This is a genomic window from Paenibacillus sp. GM1FR, from assembly GCF_002803315.1.
Classification (GTDB): domain Bacteria; phylum Bacillota; class Bacilli; order Paenibacillales; family Paenibacillaceae; genus Paenibacillus; species Paenibacillus amylolyticus.
This window is the reverse complement of sequence record NZ_MKZL01000033.1, coordinates 395,965-414,158: the sequence shown is the minus strand read 5'-3', so window position 1 is coordinate 414,158 and position 18,194 is coordinate 395,965. Positions and strand designations below refer to the sequence as shown.

The 18,194-nt window shown below is 45.3% G+C and carries 18 protein-coding genes and 1 other annotated feature; of the genes, 6 read left to right on the top strand and 12 right to left on the bottom strand.

All coding sequences use genetic code 11. The features are described 5' to 3' along the window. The first annotated feature begins 12 nt into the window (after positions 1 to 12). Positions 13 to 183, top strand: coding sequence for a hypothetical protein (locus PAEAM_RS31920; RefSeq protein ID WP_155985036.1), 171 nt, complete (start codon positions 13 to 15; stop codon positions 181 to 183). Here the strand turns inward: PAEAM_RS31920 and PAEAM_RS21855 are convergent. From PAEAM_RS21855 to PAEAM_RS21840, 3 genes are all read right to left on the bottom strand, one after another. Beyond that, the gene (locus PAEAM_RS21855; protein WP_100528953.1) at positions 158 to 955 is read right to left on the bottom strand and encodes a sulfite exporter TauE/SafE family protein; all 798 of its coding nucleotides are present in this window, start codon (positions 953 to 955) and stop codon (positions 158 to 160) included. The genes PAEAM_RS31920 and PAEAM_RS21855 overlap by 26 nt on opposite strands. A 488-nt stretch (positions 956 to 1,443) precedes the next feature. Next, positions 1,444 to 2,199 (bottom strand): SDR family NAD(P)-dependent oxidoreductase, encoded by a 756-nt coding sequence (locus tag PAEAM_RS21845; RefSeq protein WP_047842788.1) that lies wholly within the window; start codon positions 2,197 to 2,199, stop codon positions 1,444 to 1,446. A gap of 324 nt (positions 2,200 to 2,523) precedes the next feature. Next, entirely contained in the window at positions 2,524 to 2,994 is a 471-nt protein-coding gene (locus tag PAEAM_RS21840; RefSeq protein WP_133120472.1) for a DUF6376 family protein, read from the bottom strand. Positions 2,995 to 3,135: 141 nt separating this feature from the next. Here PAEAM_RS21840 and PAEAM_RS21835 point away from each other — a divergent pair, with 141 nt between their 5' ends. After that, positions 3,136 to 4,104 carry a bile acid:sodium symporter family protein gene (locus tag PAEAM_RS21835; RefSeq protein ID WP_047842786.1) on the top strand — a complete coding sequence of 323 codons (969 nt, stop codon included), beginning with the start codon at positions 3,136 to 3,138 and terminating at the stop codon, positions 4,102 to 4,104. A gap of 120 nt (positions 4,105 to 4,224) precedes the next feature. Here the strand turns inward: PAEAM_RS21835 and PAEAM_RS21830 are convergent, their stop codons facing one another. After that, the gene (locus PAEAM_RS21830) at positions 4,225 to 5,076 is read right to left on the bottom strand and encodes an aldo/keto reductase (protein WP_100528951.1); all 852 of its coding nucleotides are present in this window, start codon (positions 5,074 to 5,076) and stop codon (positions 4,225 to 4,227) included. Between the two features lie 172 nt (positions 5,077 to 5,248). Here PAEAM_RS21830 and PAEAM_RS21825 point away from each other — a divergent pair, with 172 nt between their 5' ends. After that, positions 5,249 to 5,767, top strand: coding sequence for a MerR family transcriptional regulator (locus PAEAM_RS21825; RefSeq protein WP_047842784.1), 519 nt, complete (start codon positions 5,249 to 5,251; stop codon positions 5,765 to 5,767). Between the two features lie 278 nt (positions 5,768 to 6,045). On the opposite strand, the gene asd is transcribed toward PAEAM_RS21825, so the two are convergent. The 6 genes from asd to PAEAM_RS21795 form a co-directional block, all read right to left on the bottom strand. After that, positions 6,046 to 7,131 (bottom strand): aspartate-semialdehyde dehydrogenase, encoded by a 1,086-nt coding sequence (gene asd, locus PAEAM_RS21820; RefSeq protein ID WP_100528950.1) that lies wholly within the window; start codon positions 7,129 to 7,131, stop codon positions 6,046 to 6,048. A gap of 169 nt (positions 7,132 to 7,300) precedes the next feature. Further along, positions 7,301 to 7,578: a binding site (T-box leader), on the bottom strand. 191 nt (positions 7,579 to 7,769) lie between these two features. Next, positions 7,770 to 8,615: a class I SAM-dependent methyltransferase gene (locus PAEAM_RS21815; protein ID WP_100528949.1), complete on the bottom strand. Its 846-nt coding sequence runs from the start codon at positions 8,613 to 8,615 to the stop codon at positions 7,770 to 7,772. A 149-nt stretch (positions 8,616 to 8,764) separates the two neighbouring features. Continuing rightward, positions 8,765 to 9,637 carry a UTP--glucose-1-phosphate uridylyltransferase GalU gene (galU, locus tag PAEAM_RS21810; RefSeq protein WP_100528948.1) on the bottom strand — a complete coding sequence of 291 codons (873 nt, stop codon included), beginning with the start codon at positions 9,635 to 9,637 and terminating at the stop codon, positions 8,765 to 8,767. A gap of 57 nt (positions 9,638 to 9,694) precedes the next feature. Further along, complete coding sequence (locus PAEAM_RS21805; protein ID WP_036670733.1) at positions 9,695 to 10,087, bottom strand: GtrA family protein; 393 nt, start codon at positions 10,085 to 10,087, stop codon at positions 9,695 to 9,697. After that, entirely contained in the window at positions 10,080 to 11,066 is a 987-nt protein-coding gene (locus PAEAM_RS21800) for a glycosyltransferase family 2 protein (protein WP_100528947.1), read from the bottom strand. Before PAEAM_RS21800 ends, PAEAM_RS21805 begins: the two co-directional genes overlap by 8 nt. Before the next feature lie 55 nt (positions 11,067 to 11,121). Further along, positions 11,122 to 13,275, bottom strand: a complete 2,154-nt coding sequence (locus tag PAEAM_RS21795) for a glycosyltransferase family 39 protein (RefSeq protein ID WP_243391433.1) — start codon at positions 13,273 to 13,275, stop codon at positions 11,122 to 11,124. A gap of 225 nt (positions 13,276 to 13,500) precedes the next feature. Between PAEAM_RS21795 and PAEAM_RS21790 the strand changes: the two genes are divergently transcribed. Further along, entirely contained in the window at positions 13,501 to 14,184 is a 684-nt protein-coding gene (locus PAEAM_RS21790) for a response regulator transcription factor (protein WP_091031055.1), read from the top strand. Beyond that, the gene (locus PAEAM_RS21785) at positions 14,184 to 15,701 is read left to right on the top strand and encodes a sensor histidine kinase (RefSeq protein WP_100528945.1); all 1,518 of its coding nucleotides are present in this window, start codon (positions 14,184 to 14,186) and stop codon (positions 15,699 to 15,701) included. The genes PAEAM_RS21790 and PAEAM_RS21785 overlap by 1 nt, the downstream gene beginning before the upstream one ends. 604 nt (positions 15,702 to 16,305) lie before the next feature. Here the strand turns inward: PAEAM_RS21785 and PAEAM_RS21780 are convergent. Then, on the bottom strand, positions 16,306 to 17,016 hold the full coding sequence (locus PAEAM_RS21780) for an SDR family NAD(P)-dependent oxidoreductase (protein WP_036670728.1): 711 nt from the start codon (positions 17,014 to 17,016) through the stop codon (positions 16,306 to 16,308). 102 nt (positions 17,017 to 17,118) lie between these two features. On the opposite strand from PAEAM_RS21780, the gene PAEAM_RS21775 reads away from it, so the two are divergent. Beyond that, positions 17,119 to 17,478, top strand: coding sequence for a MerR family transcriptional regulator (locus PAEAM_RS21775; protein ID WP_036670727.1), 360 nt, complete (start codon positions 17,119 to 17,121; stop codon positions 17,476 to 17,478). Positions 17,479 to 17,594: 116 nt separating this feature from the next. On the opposite strand, the gene PAEAM_RS21770 is transcribed toward PAEAM_RS21775, so the two are convergent. Then, positions 17,595 to 18,176, bottom strand: coding sequence for a GNAT family N-acetyltransferase (locus PAEAM_RS21770; protein WP_100528944.1), 582 nt, complete (start codon positions 18,174 to 18,176; stop codon positions 17,595 to 17,597). Between the last annotated feature and the right edge of the window lie 18 nt (positions 18,177 to 18,194).

Genomic DNA, 18,194 nt, shown 5'->3' with positions numbered 1-18,194 from the left:
AAACATGTATCCATGAAAGGAGATGAGGTGCTCCATGGACGAAAACTGAACTCATTTGATCGTGTATCCAACGCTTCAGCTCATGTTCATAACCTTTATACGGCGATCCAACCGTTTGGTTACGAAATCGTCATTGTTCATTCCCATATACGTGATTTTACAGAATGGATGACCAGACTTTGACCGCTGTGATGGCGATAAGTACGATTAATGCATATCGAAGTACCCTCACATTGATCATCGAACTAACCCGTGAACCAAGGGATGCCCCCAGCAGACTACCGATCACCGTATAGATGATGGGTTCCATCGGAATGTCTCCACCCGTAATTTTACCTATAACGCCGCCAATGGCGGAGATAAATACAATCGCCAGTGAAGAAGCAATCGTCGTTCGTACGGGAATGTTGAGAATCGTCAGCATGATAGGAATAAGGATAAAGGCACCACCCGCACCAACAATTCCTGATACAATACCTACTGCAAAAGCAGTGCCTGCTGCAATCCATCGGTTAAACACCAGTGGAGCTGAGGTATCAAGCTTTCCCTTTCCGGGAATCAGCATAAGCACAATCGCCATGATCGCCAGAATGCCATAGATCAGATTAATAACCCTTCCGTCCAGATGACCGGATATGAACCCGCCGATCAGACTGCCAGCAAGAATGCTGGAGCCCATGTATAGCACCAAACCGCGGTGAACGAACGCCCCACCACTTCTACCCGTTTTTACTTTTCTGCGGAATGCAATCACACCGGCAAGTGAAGCGAAGAACACTTGAAACATACTAATCGACGATACCTGATGTGCTGAGAACGGCTCCAGTCCCATCCAGGATGGAACATATAACAGCAGTGGATAATTGATAATGGCCCCACCAATACCCAACAAACCGGAGAAGAATGAACCGACCAGACCCAGTATAAACATGATGACAAAAAGCAGAAGATCCATCGGTTATGCGCTTCCTTTCGTGCAATATAAATCTCATTTCGATATCACTCAAAAGTGCTATACACAGCGAATATTATCCGTTATAATAAAAACCAAGTAAATTAATCCGAAATGAGTGATTAAGCATGTTTAACGTGTTGAAGACTCTTTTTGAAAATAAATGTCCACAGTGCAATGAAAAATTACAAGTTCATAACGATGCGTTATGTTCAACCAAAACTTGTTCTCAATGTCATTACAAAGAAGAGAGTTATGGCTCTCTCGGAGTTCGAATTGTATATGACACACCACAAAATGATAAAAAGATACAACCTTGCTAATTGTATCACGATCTCTGAATTTTCGGGATAATTCGACAAACTTATTTCCGTCTCATATGACAAAATTACTTTATAATGAAAACAAAAACGGTGCAAAACGAATAAATCGTTCTGCACCGTTTTTTTTCTGTTTTTTTGAGATGAGTTCTCTTAATTATAGAAGGTTATTTATTTGGTTTTGAAGCTGAGGAATCCATCATCTACGGCTACGGTTGTACCATTAACTGCACTGGCTGCATCACTGAACAGGAATGTAACCACACTGGCTACTTTCTCGGGTTGAATAAGCTCTCCACGCATATGTTGAGTAGCAAGCGCATCCTTCATGGCTTGGTCATCACCCAGAATCGGTGTTTCGATAAAACCAGGTGCTACACCAACTACACGAATTCCATGCTCAGCAAGTTCCAATGCACCGGATTTGGACATCATAACAACAGCAGCCTTGGCTGCGTTGTAGTTGAAGCTACCTACTGCAGCAACACTTCCATAGATCGAAGCTGTATTTACAATGGTACCCTGTACATTCAATTCAACCATTTTTTTCGCGCCATAATACATACCATAATATACACTGTGCTGATCTACATCAATGACTCTGTGATAGGATTCCGGGTCCATCTCCAGAAATGGCTTCACAAGTCCAATACCTGCGTTATTGAAAATACCGCTTAACGTACCATATTGCTCTACGGTCCAGTCGATCAGGGCTTTGATCTCGTCCCCTTTGGATACATCCACTTTGTACGCGCCCGCTGTTCCGCCTGCTGCTTCAATCTCTGCCGCAAGCTTCTTCGCTCCGTCTTCATTATAGTCAGCGACAACAATAGTCGCACCTTGATCCGAAAGTTGAAGTGCTGTTTCTTTACCAATACCACTTGCTCCACCTGTAATAATGATTACTTTTCCATTGTGTTGAGTCATGACTCAGCTCTCCTTTGGCAAAATAGTTTTAAGTGCAGCTCTAAACTTATAGTAAGTAACTATGTTTTATTAATCTATATGTTCATCATACGCCTCTGTCACAACCTTGTCAAACCATAGATCATCTTCACATCAATATGAGATTAATGTCATATACATTTCCTATTCACATGATATAGTCTAGCTCCTGTGATATTAAATATGCATGAGTTTTTGGAAAATAAAAAAGCGAGCATAACGGTAATTCAATCATTCCGATATCTCGCCCTTATAAATATGAAAATTTCAAACTGTGTTGTCTTCCATATTGAAAATTAATTCAACTTATTCACCCTGAAGTCCGCTTAGCGGATCTTTCAAATTATTGATGTTCGTGATCAGTTCAGGAATGCCTGTCTTCTCCCAATTTTCTGCCGTAAAACCTTGTTCTGCAATTGTATTCTCGAAATTGTCCACGACTTCTGTTAATTGTGTATTGTAACTAACCAGATTTTCATGAATACTCTCTCCTATTGCAGGAGCAGTCAACTGAGAAAATTCGCTTGCTTCTGCTTGGATCAGATCGATTTTCTCCTGAATCTGCGTTGTAATCTCCGGATTATTCACCGCACCCGATGCGAGCTCTTGCAGATCAGCCCCGGCGTTTGATACCTGTTCTATATAATCAGTAGCCCCACTCACATAATTTAAACTTTGATTAGCTTGTTCCACGACAGAACAGGCCGAAATCAAAAGAATACTTGATGCAATAAGGCCTGTCATCATTAATGTGTTCTTTCTTTTTCTTATAAACATGATCATCTCCCCTTCTCCTAATCGGAATCCTTGTTCCAAGTCCATGATACCTGTTCAGACTACTTCATTGCAAATGGGTCTGCAGCCAACGTTATTAACATGTATAATAGTAAAATCACACGGTAAAGGGATGTCATGATTATGCTTCAAGCTTTGAACCAACGCTTGAACCGCATCATGCCACTGATTACCCCAATCAGCATTATTATTGGCGTGTTATGCGGGAGTTTTCTTTCTTCTTATACCTTTTTATCCCCTTGGCTTTTTGCGTTCATGACGTTCGCTGGAAGTATCAGTCTTGGGATACGGGATTTTGTGAACGTGCTGAAGAAGCCGTTCCCCCTGTTTGTATGTCTGTTTATTTTGCATTTGGCGATGCCTCTAATTGCTCTTGGTATGGGTCATCTGGTTTTCCCTACAGATGCGTACACCATAACGGGCCTTGTTCTGGCAGCCGTGATTCCGACAGGAATAAGCAGCTTCATCTGGGTCAGTATCTATCGGGGCAATATCGCACTTACGCTATCCATCATCCTGATTGATACCATGCTTGCTCCTTTTGTAGTGCCCGGGGTGTTATCCCTGTTAATCGGCACCAGTGTTACACTGGACACAGCAGCCATGATGAGCAGTCTGTTTTGGATGATTGTTGTACCATCCCTGCTCGGTATGCTGCTGAATGAGTGGACAAAAGGCGCCATTGTCCCGGTCTGGGGACCAAGGTTGAACCCGTTATCCAAATTGTTCATGGCATCTGTCGTTGCGATTAACGGATCTGTCGTTGCGCCCTACTTGGCTGATTTCAACTGGAAGTTGGCTGGTCTTGCGGTCATCATCATTTTCCTGGCATCATTCGGTTATGCGCTAAGTTACTTCATCGCCCGATTGCTGGGCTGGAACGAGGCCGATCAGGTCGCTCTCGTATTCAATGGAGGTATGCGTAATATCAGCGCAGGTGCAGTACTCGCTGTTTCGTATTTTCCGCCACCTGTTGCTGTCCCGGTTGTGCTTGGCATGGTATTCCAGCAGATGCTCGCTTCCCTGACAGGTTATCTGCTCGGTCGTCGCTCTCAGCTTCTGCATAAGTCGGATAAGACATCCGCTGCCTAACAAAATATTGGAATGTTAAAAAACGCCGACATGATTGTCGGCGTTTTGATTTGTGTTGCTTTTATTACTTCAAGTGCTACGATAATGCTACGTTTCGTAAACCTAGCAATCAGTTCTTGGCTACAAATCCACTTTCATATTGCCCAGCATCTTGGCAACTTCAGGATTATCAATCTTCATGAATAGACTTTCCTTGGTATCCAGTGTGGAAATGGTTGCAATCTCTTCCGGGCTTAGTACAAAGTCGAAAATATCGAAGTTCTCGATAAGCCGCTCTTTGCGTACTGATTTTGGAATAACAACAACATCCCGCTGCACAAGCCAGCGCAGTACAACCTGGGCGACGGATTTGTTATGTTTCTCGGCAATGGAAACCAAGACTTCGTTGCTGAATAAATTGTTGCGACCTTCGGCGAACGGGGACCATGACTGGTGCTGTATCCCCTGTTCTTTCATGAAAACAGCGCTGTCGACCTGCTGTTGAAACGGATGCGTTTCGATCTGATTGATGACAGGCACAACTTCGTTGTGGACGATGAGGTCCATCAGGCGGTCAGGTAGGAAGTTACTGACACCGATAGCCCTGATCTTGCCCTCACGGTATAGTTCTTCCATCGCATGCCATGCGCCGTAGTAATCCCCAAACGGCATGTGAATAAGGTACATATCCAGATAATCGAGCTGCAGCTTACTTAACGATTTGGCAAACGCCCGCTTGGCACTTTCGTATCCTGCATCCTGAATCCAAAGCTTTGTCGTGATGAAAAGTTCTTCCCGCGCTATGCCACTGCGTTTAATTGCACGTCCAACCGCTTCTTCGTTTAGGTAACCGGCAGCGGTATCAATTAGGCGGTAACCGGCCTTCAGCGCCTCATATACCGTGTTCTCACATTCATCAGCATCGGGAACCTGGTAGACACCAAAGCCAATAATCGGCATTTTCACTCCATTGTTCAAGGTTACAGTTTGCATATTCAATTCCTCCTATGGTTCAATTGTGAATCGCAAGTGGTCACGTATTCCTGAAATTCAGCAACAAAGCGAGGATTCCACTTCCGGCCGACTTGCGTTACAATAACCCTAGCTCCTTCGTCTTACACGAAGTCAAGCGGTCTCCAATATTTTTTTAGAAGGAGGAGTACATATGTATACTGTCCAGGATGCTGCCCAGCTTACGGGACTCACAGAGCACGCTGTTCGCTTTTACACGGATAAAGGCTTGGTTCCGAGCATTCAACGCAATAAAAATAATATTCGGGTGTTTGATGAAGAATCCATCAATTGGCTACATGGCGTCAAATGCCTCAAGCAGACAGGTTTACCGATTGAAAATATTAAAACATACGTCGATCTCTGCCTCGAAGGTGATTCAACCGTTTCGCAGCGATTCGCACTTATGATGGAGTATAAGGAAGCGGCGCTGATTCAGCTTGAAGAGGCTAAGAGCCGCGTAGCCCATTTGGAAGAGAAAGCACGTCAATATCAGGCCATTTTGGAGCAGCGCATCCCGGATATGACCAACCCGGTCAATTGGGAAACCAAGCGTGACGAAGAAGGGAGTTGTCCTGCATCCCGTTTAAAAAGTCGCAGTCTTCCTGAAGCCGAGGTTTCGGCTCAGTGCCCAGCAGCTGCTATGAAGCAGCAAACTAGCATAGTATCTTAAACTTCACATGATATAGCTCACGTATGTTCTAAACATATAGGCTATTTCTTACATTATGTATATCTAGATGAGCCTGAGTAAAAAACGCCGACAATCATGTCGGCGTTTTTCGTCACTATAACCCTCTACTGTAATTTCTGCAGTAATCTCTGTAATTACTTTAATCTAATCCTACCCATTATACGCTCCCTGCCCACAATAGAAAAAAACCATCAACGAGTGATGGTTTTACTCTAATCATTTTCAGAAATCTGTTGCTGCTCATGATGCCTTTATGCTTATTTCGGTTGAATATATCCTTCGGCTTTAAGCAGTTCTGCGATCAGAACCGCACCACCTGCCGCTCCGCGGAGCGTGTTGTGGGACAATCCAACGAATTTGTAATCATAGAGTGAATCTTCGCGCAGTCGGCCTGTGGAGACACCCATTCCGCGTTCGATGTCACGATCCAGTTTTGTCTGTGGTCTGTTCTCTTCTTCAAAATACGTAATGAACTGTTTTGGTGCACTTGGGAGAGCCAGTTCCTGCGGACGGCCTTTGAACTGCAACCAACGTTCCAAAATTTCGTCTTTACTTGGTTTTTTCTCGAAGTTTACAAACACGGTCGCAAGATGTCCATCCGTTACTGGAACACGAATACATTGTGTTGTAATTAATGGAGCCGATGCTTTGACGATCTGATTGTTCTCGATGCTACCCCAGATCCGCAGTGGTTCCTGCTCACTCTTCTCTTCTTCGCCACCGATGTATGGAATGACATTATCAAGCATATCAGGCCAGTCCGTAAAGTTTTTACCTGCTCCGGAGATTGCTTGATACGTGGAAGCAACAACCTGAGTCGGGTTGAACTCACGCAAGGCGTGCAGTGCAGGCACATAGCTCTGAATCGAGCAGTTTGGTTTTACAGCAATGAATCCGGTTTTTGTGCCCAGACGTTTGCGTTGAGCTTCAATCACGTCCAGATGTCCCGGGTTAATCTCAGGGATTACCATTGGTACATCTGCTGTCCAGCGGTGAGCGGAGTTGTTGGACACGACAGGTGTGCCTGTTCTAGCGTAAGCCTCTTCGAGCGCTTGAATTTCATTCTTTTTCATATCAACCGCGCAGAAAATAAAATCAACCTGGCTGGCAAAAGCCTCAACCTGGGAAGCATCCTGAACAACGATTTTCTTCACAGCTTCCGGAATAGGAACTGCGAGTTTCCATCTACCTTGTACGGATTCTTCATATGTTTTACCTGCCGAATTGGCGCTTGCAGAAATAGCTGTTACTTCAAACCATGGATGTTGATCGAGCAGGTCCACAAAACGCTGACCCACCATTCCTGTTCCTCCGACGATACCAACTTTCAATTTTGCTGACATTCAATCATCATTTCCTTTCGGTTTAAGTGATTCTTCTCTTCAAATCAATTTCATTACTCACTAAAAACGTATTATGAAATTGACTTCCTAATTAACACTATTCAGACAATTCCAAAGCGTGTAGTCACACCCCGGAAAAACCAAAAAATCCCATCCCCAAGACAATAGTCTCAGGGACGAGATTGAACTCTCGTGGTACCACCCAGATTCGCCAATATGTCACCATATCCGCCTCTTCAAGTAAAGGTTTACAACCATCTTGCTAGCTGTAGACCGTTCATACTCTAGCTCTGTAACAGGAGCTCCTGTCACACCATCCCTTAAATGCTAAGTTCCGATGTGCTGCTCTGAGTCTTTATTCAATAAAAAGTTCTTTGCTCCTTTTCAGCTGCCGGAGCTCTCTTTGAAAGAATGATTTTTATCTACTCGTCTCTTCGTCGCATTTGATATTGCGATTATAATATCAAAATTACTGTGATGAAGTAAACACATTTTTTTAAATCATGGAATTTATATGTTTCCAGCGGAGCTGAACTATTCAATTACCGCAAGAAAAATTTCAGCTACATGCGGTCAATCTTCTGTGATAGCACGTCGATAGACATCTTTATTATAACATACTACAAATGGTTATTTCCTTACTGCTTTTTGGCAACCATCGCATACGTTCCCAGTGGGCTCCCGGGCCCCGAGGCATGATGTGTCTTAAGTAATTTCAGTTCGGAAAGAAGAAGTGTCTTTACTTTGTCCGGGATCGGAAGCATTTTCAGTTCCACAGGCGCTTCTGCCAGTGTCATTTCGGTTTCCCAGCGACCGTCCTGCAGCTCAGGAGAATGGATCGAAGTCTCTTCCTTAATCGTCCAGCCTGCCGCAGAGACAAGCTCTTGGATGTCCTCCGGTGTAAAGAGCGTGCGCACATTGGAGAAGCTGTTCTCCTTGTAACATTCGACCTGGGACTGAATCAGAACGGATAACCAATGTGAGAGCTGGCTCACATCTGTAACTCGGGCATCCCATTCTGCAAAACATAACTCATGTCCCCACGTCCTAACCTTGCTAAGAATCTCGGCGAGTTCGTCAAACGATTTCAAGTACCAAGAACAATGGGAAAGTACAATAACATCAAACTCATTCTCGGTGAATTGAACCTGATCACTTAAAATGTCAAAATCATAATCCATTCGAATTCGATCACCCAGTGGAGATCTCCGCAGCTTGGCTGCCGCTTCGCCTACGGTCAGCGGTGTACCATAATCCTCTGGTGCAATATCTACACCATGAACGTACCCGTTCTCCCCCACCAGATGTGCAAGCACGGCCGTTGTATCTCCCTGACCACACCCGATTTCCAGAACCCGGCTGCCTTCCTGTATCCCCCAAAAGAGTCCCAGTTTCATCCGATGCTCGGTCTGAATGTACTGAATGGCGGCGTTGTCCTCCACGTCCATATACTTAATAAGTTCCCTGATGATAGATTCATTCATGATTCCTCACTCCTCAAAGAGCAACCTAAACTTCTTGCTAATTGTAGCGTTACTGGAATAATTGTACAACACTAGAGTCTATGACAGAACCATGGCACGGAGGAGAACTCGTCCTATAGCAGATCTAAACCTCTGCTACATATCAATTCCTATGCCAACTGAGTTGCAAGCTTCTGAAGATAGGGTGTCAGCATGGGCTGTAATTCCTTGCGCAACAGCCCGATCTCCAAGATCGCCTGAATATATCCGAATTGATCGCCTATATCGTAGCGACGCCCCTCCAGTTCAAGGGCCAACAGTTCCTCCACCTGACTTACTTCTTTCAAGGCATCCGTTAACTGATATTCCCCTCCAGCACCTCTCTCGATCTGATCCAGAATAGGAAAGATGGAAGGTTTCAGAATGTATCGTCCCATTACAGCTGTTCGGGATGGCGCTTCTGCAAGGGAAGGTTTTTCGACCAGATTGGTGACTCGGTGAACCCGGTCCTCTGCACCATTCGAATCAATGATGCCATATTTGCTCACATTTGCCGCGTCTACCTGACGGACACCAATGATCTGGTTGCCTGTTTTTTCATAGAGATGAACCATCTGTGCAAGTGCAGGCGGATCAGACACCATAATGTCATCTCCGAGCAATACAGCGAAGGCATCATCCCCTACAAATTGCCGTGCACACCCAATGGCATGCCCCAGTCCCAGCGGTTCTTTTTGACGAATAAAATGAATATTTGCCATCTCGCTGATGGCCTGCACCTCTTCCAGTAAAGACTGTTTGCCCTTGGCATATAAAGAGTGTTCAAGTTCAACCGATTTATCAAAATGATCCTCTATGGATTTTTTGTTACGTCCAGTCACAATGAGGATATTCTCAATGCCTGATTGTACTGCTTCTTCAACAATGTATTGGATGGCCGGTTTGTCTACAATCGGTAACATCTCTTTGGGCTGTGCTTTGGTCGCTGGCAGGAAACGGGTTCCGAGACCCGCTGCCGGAATAACTGCTTTTTTAATTCGCATATCATCATACACTCCTTTCATTTGCTTCTTATAACCAATATTGCACGCTGTGGGCAGCTAAGTAGCGATACGAAACACCCAATATCTGCTGGCCATATAGTTCAGAACCATCCCCATCAAGGTCGCCAGGATTTTACTCATCACGAGACTCCAACCCAGCATATCTTGCAAAGTCATCAGTATGAGAGCGGATAACGCGAGAACGATAAGATTAGTGATTAGAAAACGAATAAGTTTCGCTCTATCGCCACCTCCTCGTGCCGTATCTCGAAAAGTCCACCTGCCGTTCAGCCAATAACTGTTCGCAACACCGCAGCTGTACGAGATTACTTGAGCCATCAGAACCGGTACACCGACCACCGCAAGTAAAGCAAACACCACCGCATCCACTGTCGTATTTGCAACACCCACAATACCGAACTTGAAGAGTGTCACCAGACGCTTAGTCATGATGAGCAACTCGGACTGTCAATTGGGATTTTGCTTGCTGGCCCTCGGCCTGCACCACATCTCTCACAATGTATAGCGGACGCGCCTTGGTCTCATCATAGATGCGGCCCACGTACTCGCCCAGAATGCCCAGCATGATCAGGATGAATCCGTTAAAGATCAGCATGATACTCACAATGGATGGCCATCCCTTAATCGTTGAATCCGTAAAGATGGCCGAAATAATAACCGTTAACATATAGATGAATCCACCAACCGACAGGATCGCACCTACATAACCTGCGAGCTTGAGCGGTTTATACGAAAATGAAGTAATGCCGTCCAGGCTTAGTTTCAACATGCGTTTCAGCGGATATTTTGTTTCACCTGCCAGACGTTCATCACGTTCATATTCAATCGCAGTCTGACGAAATCCGACCCAACTGACCAACCCCCGCACAAATCGGTTTTTCTCCGGAAGACGTTTCATCTCATCACATACTTTGCGGTCAATCAGGCGAAAATCTCCGGTGTCTACCGGGATATCCGTATCCGTTGAAGCACGAAGTACACGATAGAACAGACTTGCCGACCATTTCTTAAAGCGAGTTTCCCCACTTCGTCTGGTGCGACGGGCATATACGACTTCATAGCCCTCTTTCCATTTGGCGATCATATCCAGTATCAGTTCGGGAGGGTCCTGCAGATCCGCATCAATAATAACAACCGCATCCCCCGCTGCATAATCCATACCTGCTGTTATCGCAATCTGATGTCCGAAGTTACGGGCAAAATCAATCAGTTTCACACTCTCGTCCCAACGGGCGTAATCACGGATCATCTGTGCACTTCGATCCACGCTGCCATCATTAACAAACAACAGTTCATAACTCTCTCCTGTGCTGCCCATGACCTTCTTCAGACGCCGATAAGTCTCCTCGATCACCGCTTCCTCGTTATACATGGGAATAATAATGCTATATCGGTACGCGTGAGCCATGTTTGTCCCCTCCCTTTTCCAATGGACTTCGTTCATTCGAGATATTCATTTCAGTTTATAATTTCACTTCGTACAAGGTGGTCTGTCCGCCGAATCCAAATCCGGCTCTGTTTCCGGTGTCTCCGTTATCCGCAGATCCGTTGTCGGTGCCTGTCTGCCATTCTGACGTTGGAATCTCGGTTCCATGTTCTTTGATCCAATCGCTAATTTCCGAGTTTCCTCCTCGGCCACCCATGCCACCAACCATGAAGTATTTCACTTGCCCGCTCTTGACGAGTTGCTCCAGTTCCTCTGTTGTGTACACCGGGTCTGATCCGGAGAAACCTCCAAGCGTAATGATCGCTGCTCTTTCATCGATGATATAAGGTGCTGCCTGATTATAGTCCGTAGTGGCGAAGAGATACGTTTCGCCTGTATTGTGCTCTTTCAGATAATTCAGTGTAGCTGCATCGACTTCTTCGTTACGGTTGCCCATTCCGCCGCGTCCACCCGTTGAAGGCATTTCTGTGCTTCCTGCACCGTTACCCATCGGCATGCCCATTCCTGCTCCACCAAACATACCATTGGAACCAGTAGGTCCTGCTGCCGGAATCATGCTGTTGCCACCATAAGTTATTGGGGTGAATGCCCAGTAGATTGGACCGATCAGCATCACCATGAATCCCGCGATAATGAAGCCCTGTTTCCATTGATGTGTGCGATGAAGCATAACGATCAGGATGATCGTGACCAGAATGCCTGCGATCATTTCACTAATGGACCAGCCTGCACCAATCGTATCGTTGTACACCTGCATGATATACCAGCCGAACAGGGGCGTCAGCAGCACGGACACCGGAAGCAACCATGCCTGCCAACCATTGCGATCACGATATGACTTCCACATTGCTACAAATCCTGCGCCAGTCAGCGCCGCAATTGGAGGTGCAAGCATAATCAGATAATATTGATGGAAGAAACCTGCCACACTGAAAAAGGCAGCAACGGGAAGCAGCCAGGCTAGCCAGAACAAGGCTTCCTTGTGTTTATTGGTTATATTTCTCCGTCTTAATCCTGCAAATAGGGCAATGCATCCAAGCAGCACAACTGGCAACAGCCAGCTAGCTTGACCTGACAGTTCAGTCTGGAACAGACGCAGAGGACCTTTCTCCCCTGTACCAAACATGCCGCCCATGCCACCGCCGAAATCTCTTCCGTTTGGCATTTCCATATCATTTGGCATCTGCCCGTTCGGGAAATTGCCATTCGACCCATTCATGCCGCCCATGGCGTTCAAGCCGTTCGAACCATTCATATTATCGTTATCCGTTGCATTGACATCTTGCCCAGCGCCAGGAACACCACTGTCTGTCTGATTAGGACCTGAAGACAAGTCTCCTCGATTGCCACGATTATTTCCCTGTCCCATACCATTTGGCATACCTGCGTTACCTGCAGTATTCTGCTGACCCGTTAGGCGAGCCAGTCCATTGTATCCAAAGGCGAGTTCCATGACCGAGTTTGTCTCACTGCTGCCGATATAAGGCCGCTCGTCTTCGGGGATAGAATCCACAGTGACCGCCCAGGATAAGGAAACGACCGCCAGAACCGCTGTGCTGCCGATCAGCAGGATGATCTTCCTTCTCCATTTCGCCTGAAATGCCAGCAGATAGAACAAGTAAAAAGCCGGGAGAATCATGTAGGCTTGAAGCATTTTCATATTAAAGGCTACGCCTATTAACCCAAAAGCAACCAGAATGCGCCAAGTACTGCCTTGTTTGCTGCCTTTGAACAAAAACCATGAACCCAGCAGTAGTGTAAACACCAGCATGCTGTCAATATTGTTGGTCCGGCTGACTGCCGCCACAACAGGCACAGTTGCCATCGCAATTGCCGAAATTCGTGCTGCTGCAAGACCATATGTAGGTTTCACCATGAAATAGATCAGGAGCACCGAACCGATTCCCGCTAATACCTGCGGCAAAATAACGCTCCATCCGTGCAATCCAAAGACATAGGCAAAGACCGTCTGAATCCAGAAGACAACAGGTGGTTTATCTACAGTGACCGAGCCTGCCGAGTCTAGTGAAGCATAGAAAAAGTTATGGAAGTTGCTGAGCATACTCCCAACGGCAGTCGTATAATAGGAATTGGCATATTGATCGTTCCAGATGCCGTACCCATTCAGAAATGCCGCCAGTAATACAATCGGCAGAAGGACAAGATCCATCCTTCTTTTGGTGTTATTCAATGTTAATCACTCCTTCAAAGTTCTTCATGTCTAGTATTGTGACATGCCAAAATAAAGCTGGGATGAGTGCCCGCTGAATGTTGTCTGAGGATAATTCACAATCCTTTCAGCTAAATTTCAGTTTGGCAAGCGATAATACTACATACAGTCCCTCCGAAGTGAGGGAGAAGTCTAGATGAAACGGGCAAGGAGAGAAAGCACATTATGAAGCTTAGCAGCGGAATTAAAATACTATTGGCTGATGATGAACCACATATTTTACAATTTCTAGATCTTGGATTAAGCAATGAGGGCTTTGATGTGCGCACCGCACCCGATGGAGCGGCTGCGCTTGAGTTGGCGCTTGAATTCAAGCCACATATGGCTATTCTGGATGTCATGATGCCAGAGATGGATGGATTCGAAGTGGTCGAGCGTCTACGTAAGACCGGTGCCGAGGTTGGCGTAATTATGCTGACAGCGAAGGATGAAGTCGAGAATCGGGTTAAGGGCCTTTGGCTAGGTGCTGATGATTACATGATCAAACCCTTTGCCTTTGATGAGCTGCTCGCCCGTATTCAGGCCAGACTGCGGAATCAATTTCCTTTATTAATAGGAGCCGTCACCCACGGTCCTTTCCGAATTGATGATCAGCGCAAAGAAATCACCTATCAGAATCAGGTCTTGGAGTTATCTCCTACCGAATACGAACTGTTAAAATTTATTGTGCTTAATCATGGGATTGTACTGAGCAAAGCGACCATTCTGAGCCGGGTTTGGGGGTATGATTTTGGCGGGGAAGAAAATATTGTGGAGGTTTACGTTCGTTCCTTGCGCGACAAACTCGGGGATAAAGAGCATAAACTCATTCGCACGCTTCGGGGTGTCGGGTACAGGGTGGATCTCTGATGAACTCGCTGCCTAAGAAAAATAAACTTCGTATAAGACGTCTCCACCACTGGATATGGCCTCGTTCATTACGATCTCAATTGCTCTCACGTTCTCTGTTCGTGCTTGCTGGGCTGTTATTGTTAATCGGTATCCTGCAATTCTGGATCATGGAAAGCTTTCTCTACCGGAATCAGGCAAAAACCATGGAAGAACAGCTCATGTCCATGCCCCCGGTTTGGCTCGGAATGCAGTCACGTAACGGCTCTTCCAACAATCCTTTTGGTGGACAGGCAGGAAACGGGTCTGGTAATCGGGTGTTGTTTATTCCTGACCGTTCACTGGCCCTGTTTGATAACCAAGGTACGTTCGAGGATATTTTTGGAGAAGACGGTCTGAAAGCCCCTCAACTATCAACCGTTGAATATCAGGACATTACAGATGAGTTGAAAGAACAAAAACATATTCCCTACCGGATCGTCACGGATAGCCAAGGGAATGAGCAATTGATTGTATTTGCTTCACCCGGTCCACGCAATCGCGGTTTACCAATGGTCCAGATGGGCACGGCTACAAAGCCACTGAGAGACTTGATTATTAAACAGCTTCTAATCTTCCTCATGTTATCGCTGTTGGCCATGGTAGCCGGTCTGATTCTATACACTAAGGTATTACGCCGGACGCTGGTTCCCCTATCTAACATGGTGAATAAAGTACAACAGATCGATGCAGGTAGCCTCGCAGAACGCCTTCCCGTCGTTCAGGGACAAGAAGAAGTGGATCAGCTTGCAGTTTCATTCAATGGCATGCTTGAAAGACTGGAGAATTCGTTTGAAGCGGAGCGGGAATCGAAAGAGCAGATGCAGCGTTTCTTGTCTGATGCTTCTCATGAGCTTCGTACCCCGCTCACCTCCATTCACGGTTTCATTGAAGTTCTACAGCGGGGTGCAGCGACCAATCAAGATCAATTGTATAAAGCACTGGACAGCATGCACGGCGAATCCGTCCGAATTAACAAGCTGGTTGAAGATTTACTGTTACTAACCAAGCTGGATCAGGCTCCAAAGCAGGAGCGGGAGGTCATTCAGCTGGATAGTCTGCTTCTCGAAATGCAACCACAACTCGCCATGATGGCTCAGCAAAGATCCATTCATCTTGATCTGACGGCTGAAGTGTATGTACTTGCTGACGCTTACAAGATGAAGCAGGTGGTGTTGAATCTGTTCCATAATGCGGTGCAGCACACCGATCCTGAGCATGGAGCCATCTCCATAACGTTATATGCCACGCACCATAAAGCTGAATTGTCAGTGAAAGATAACGGCACAGGCATTGAACCTGCACATCTGCCCCATATCTTTGAGCGATTTTATCGCACAAGCAGTTCTCGTTCGCGCAAACAAGGTGGCGCAGGTCTCGGTCTAGCCATTACCCGCTCGATTGTGGAGTCGCATAGTGGGAAAATTACCGTACAAAGTCAGGTAGGCTTGGGAACTGAATTTATGATTTTGCTGCCGCTGCATAAGGCTGATGTCTAGGCTGAACTTCGGCTGCAAGCTGGCTATAAGTTGGCTATACGCAGCTTTGCGTAAGATCTACTTGATCATTACTCATGCTCTAGGCAGGCTCTCCAAACGATGCTCATCTTCCATTTTAATTCCGGCTTTTCATTGCATGACGAAATCCCCCACTCATTTCGGTTAAGAAATGAATGGGGGATTCTTTTTGTATCCGATTGATAGAGTGTAAAGTAGTAGCTCAATTGGGTTCAGGCTAACGAATCCGAGACGTCTTATTCAAGCATTTTAAGCGTCCGCAGAGATCTAATGAACCTGAGCCACGTTATATTAGAATAAACAGCCGTTTACTGCGTTTTTCTAAGGGGATTTCGGGAAATAGCGTGTCTGATGTTCTTTACAATTTAAGAAACGTACCTAAAGGCCGAATAAGACGTCCTGGGTTCGTTAGAAAATTGTCTAGGCATTGACTAAGATTAGCCAGGATCAGCTATCTTGGACCTCAAGACTTTTGAGACAATGGTATCAATCATCGAATAGCTTGCCTAAGTTTGAATTTGAGTTTGGGCTTGAAGGCATTCTCTAAAATTCATCCCGTTCTATCGTTGCTTTTGGCAACGGTGGATTACCAAGGGTATACGCCATTTTCATCTAGGAACTCCCCATTATGACGTTTACCATCCGTTGCATAGCCCACGATAATCGCAGCGCCGGCTTCTTTTGATTTACCGCCTTCGGCATTGCCGTTAAGATCTGTTGATGTGAATCCGGGCGTTACTGCAAAGACTTGCGCCCTGCTGTTTTTGACTTCATAAGCCATCGAAAGTGTCATGGCACTGTTGGCCGTTTTGGATGAATTATAGTCGAAGGCATTTAAAGTAAATTCCGCATTTTGCATATGGTCCAGAGAAGCCATGTCAGTTGATACATTAATGATTGTGCCTTCATTATCTTTGATTAATGGGAACAACCGCTGATTCAAACGGAAGGTGCCGAAAAAGTTCACTTCAAAGGCGTTCCGTAGATCCTCCTCTTTTGTATCCGTAAAGGAATGAGAGAAAGCACCCGGCATACCCGCGTTATTGATCAGAAGATTTATTGCAGGATAACTCTTGTGAATCGTATCGGCTGCCTGCTCAATGCTCTTCAAGTCGCACATGTCGATCTGTACAAATTCTACATCTAACCCCTTGGAAGTTAATTCTGAAACAGCTCTTTCAACCCGTTCAACACTACGTGCGCCGAGGATAACTTTCCAACCTGCTTCACCCAACTGCTTTACGATTTCATATCCAATTCCTTTATTCGCTCCGGTTACAAAGACAGTCTTTTTCATGCGAATCCTTCTTTCCATAATTTGATTTATATTTAACAATGTATAAGTTACTATGCTACACTTAGTGTAGGTCAAATTATTTTTATAAAAAGGGGGATTAACATGTTAACGATTGGAGAAGTAGCAAAAAAAGTTGAAATCTCCATTGGAGCGATCCGCTTTTATGAAAGAAAGGGACTGCTGAAACCTGCTGCACGAAATGATCAGAATAACCGTCTTTATTTGGAGGATGATCTGAACTGGCTGGTTTTTATCAAATGCCTTCGCGAAACCGGGATGAGTGTGGAAGACATCAAAAAGTATTATGATCAGGTCAATGAAGGAACCTCCACTTTGAAGGAAAGAACCAAGCTGATTGAGGATCAAAAGCAAAAGTTGCTGAATGATATTGAGGAGAAAAAAGCGCAGCTTGTTCATTTGGATAACAAACTGGAGCGCTATTATCGAGGGGAAAATTATTAACAGAAACCTTGTCCTATAAACTAAATGACAGAAAAAATCAGGCAGCCAGCAATAACTGTCTAACCTGATCCGAAATTTTCATATTATAGCTATTTTCAATGAGGATAAACGTTCAATCAAAAATGACCTTTGCCCTTACACAGTTGATAATGGTTATAGGATTCATTCTCGATCTCGATCAAATTTAACCGTTCAAAATTACATTTCTGTATCACCTTATTGGATGCTTGATTGGTAGTCAAAGCGATGGCATTTAATACTTCCACGTTTGTATATTCAAATAAATAATCTGTCATTCCTTTGAGCGCCTGCGTTGTGTAACCACGATTTCTGAAGTGTTTCGAAATACCGTACATAATCTCCCGATTGGGTGCTGGCAGTTCGTCCTTGATCCCTGAGCAGCACCATCCGATAAACTCATCATTTTCTTTGAGTACGATAGCCATACGTAAACATAACTCTCCGATATCCCCTCCCGCCACTACAGCTTGTTTAAAACGCTGATTCTCAGGGATTTCATATTCGGTGAGCCACAGGGTCCTATCTTCAATCGTAGCGTTCCATCCAGGTAGGAATTCATACACCTCAGGTTGCCACGTAATTTCTTGCAGTTTCTTCAAATCCTCGAGTCGATACTCACGTAAATAAATATCCTTGCAATTGATGATTAATTCATCGGTTAGTATGGGTTGGTTCATAGTTCCTCCTACTACACA

What these genes read in the sequence shown, in the direction of transcription:
- PAEAM_RS21780 (WP_036670728.1), bottom strand. Translation starts at nt 17,016, where the DNA reads ATGAAAAAGACTGTCTTTGTAACCGGAGCGAATAAAGGAATTGGATAT.
- PAEAM_RS21815 (WP_100528949.1), bottom strand. Translation starts at nt 8,615, where the DNA reads ATGAATGAATCTATCATCAGGGAACTTATTAAGTATATGGACGTGGAG.
- PAEAM_RS21845 (WP_047842788.1), bottom strand. Translation starts at nt 2,199, where the DNA reads ATGACTCAACACAATGGAAAAGTAATCATTATTACAGGTGGAGCAAGT.
- PAEAM_RS21805 (WP_036670733.1), bottom strand. Translation starts at nt 10,087, where the DNA reads ATGACTAAGCGTCTGGTGACACTCTTCAAGTTCGGTATTGTGGGTGTT.
- PAEAM_RS21770 (WP_100528944.1), bottom strand. Translation starts at nt 18,176, where the DNA reads ATGAACCAACCCATACTAACCGATGAATTAATCATCAATTGCAAGGAT.
- galU (WP_100528948.1), bottom strand. Translation starts at nt 9,637, where the DNA reads ATGCGAATTAAAAAAGCAGTTATTCCGGCAGCGGGTCTCGGAACCCGT.
- PAEAM_RS21795 (WP_243391433.1), bottom strand. Translation starts at nt 13,275, where the DNA reads ATGGATCTTGTCCTTCTGCCGATTGTATTACTGGCGGCATTTCTGAAT.
- PAEAM_RS21830 (WP_100528951.1), bottom strand. Translation starts at nt 5,076, where the DNA reads ATGCAAACTGTAACCTTGAACAATGGAGTGAAAATGCCGATTATTGGC.
- PAEAM_RS21835 (WP_047842786.1), top strand. Translation starts at nt 3,136, where the DNA reads ATGCTTCAAGCTTTGAACCAACGCTTGAACCGCATCATGCCACTGATT.
- PAEAM_RS31920 (WP_155985036.1), top strand. Translation starts at nt 13, where the DNA reads ATGAAAGGAGATGAGGTGCTCCATGGACGAAAACTGAACTCATTTGAT.
- asd (WP_100528950.1), bottom strand. Translation starts at nt 7,131, where the DNA reads ATGTCAGCAAAATTGAAAGTTGGTATCGTCGGAGGAACAGGAATGGTG.
- PAEAM_RS21825 (WP_047842784.1), top strand. Translation starts at nt 5,249, where the DNA reads ATGTATACTGTCCAGGATGCTGCCCAGCTTACGGGACTCACAGAGCAC.
- PAEAM_RS21855 (WP_100528953.1), bottom strand. Translation starts at nt 955, where the DNA reads ATGGATCTTCTGCTTTTTGTCATCATGTTTATACTGGGTCTGGTCGGT.
- PAEAM_RS21790 (WP_091031055.1), top strand. Translation starts at nt 13,501, where the DNA reads ATGAAGCTTAGCAGCGGAATTAAAATACTATTGGCTGATGATGAACCA.
- PAEAM_RS21800 (WP_100528947.1), bottom strand. Translation starts at nt 11,066, where the DNA reads ATGGCTCACGCGTACCGATATAGCATTATTATTCCCATGTATAACGAG.
- PAEAM_RS21785 (WP_100528945.1), top strand. Translation starts at nt 14,184, where the DNA reads ATGAACTCGCTGCCTAAGAAAAATAAACTTCGTATAAGACGTCTCCAC.
- PAEAM_RS21775 (WP_036670727.1), top strand. Translation starts at nt 17,119, where the DNA reads ATGTTAACGATTGGAGAAGTAGCAAAAAAAGTTGAAATCTCCATTGGA.
- PAEAM_RS21840 (WP_133120472.1), bottom strand. Translation starts at nt 2,994, where the DNA reads ATGTTTATAAGAAAAAGAAAGAACACATTAATGATGACAGGCCTTATT.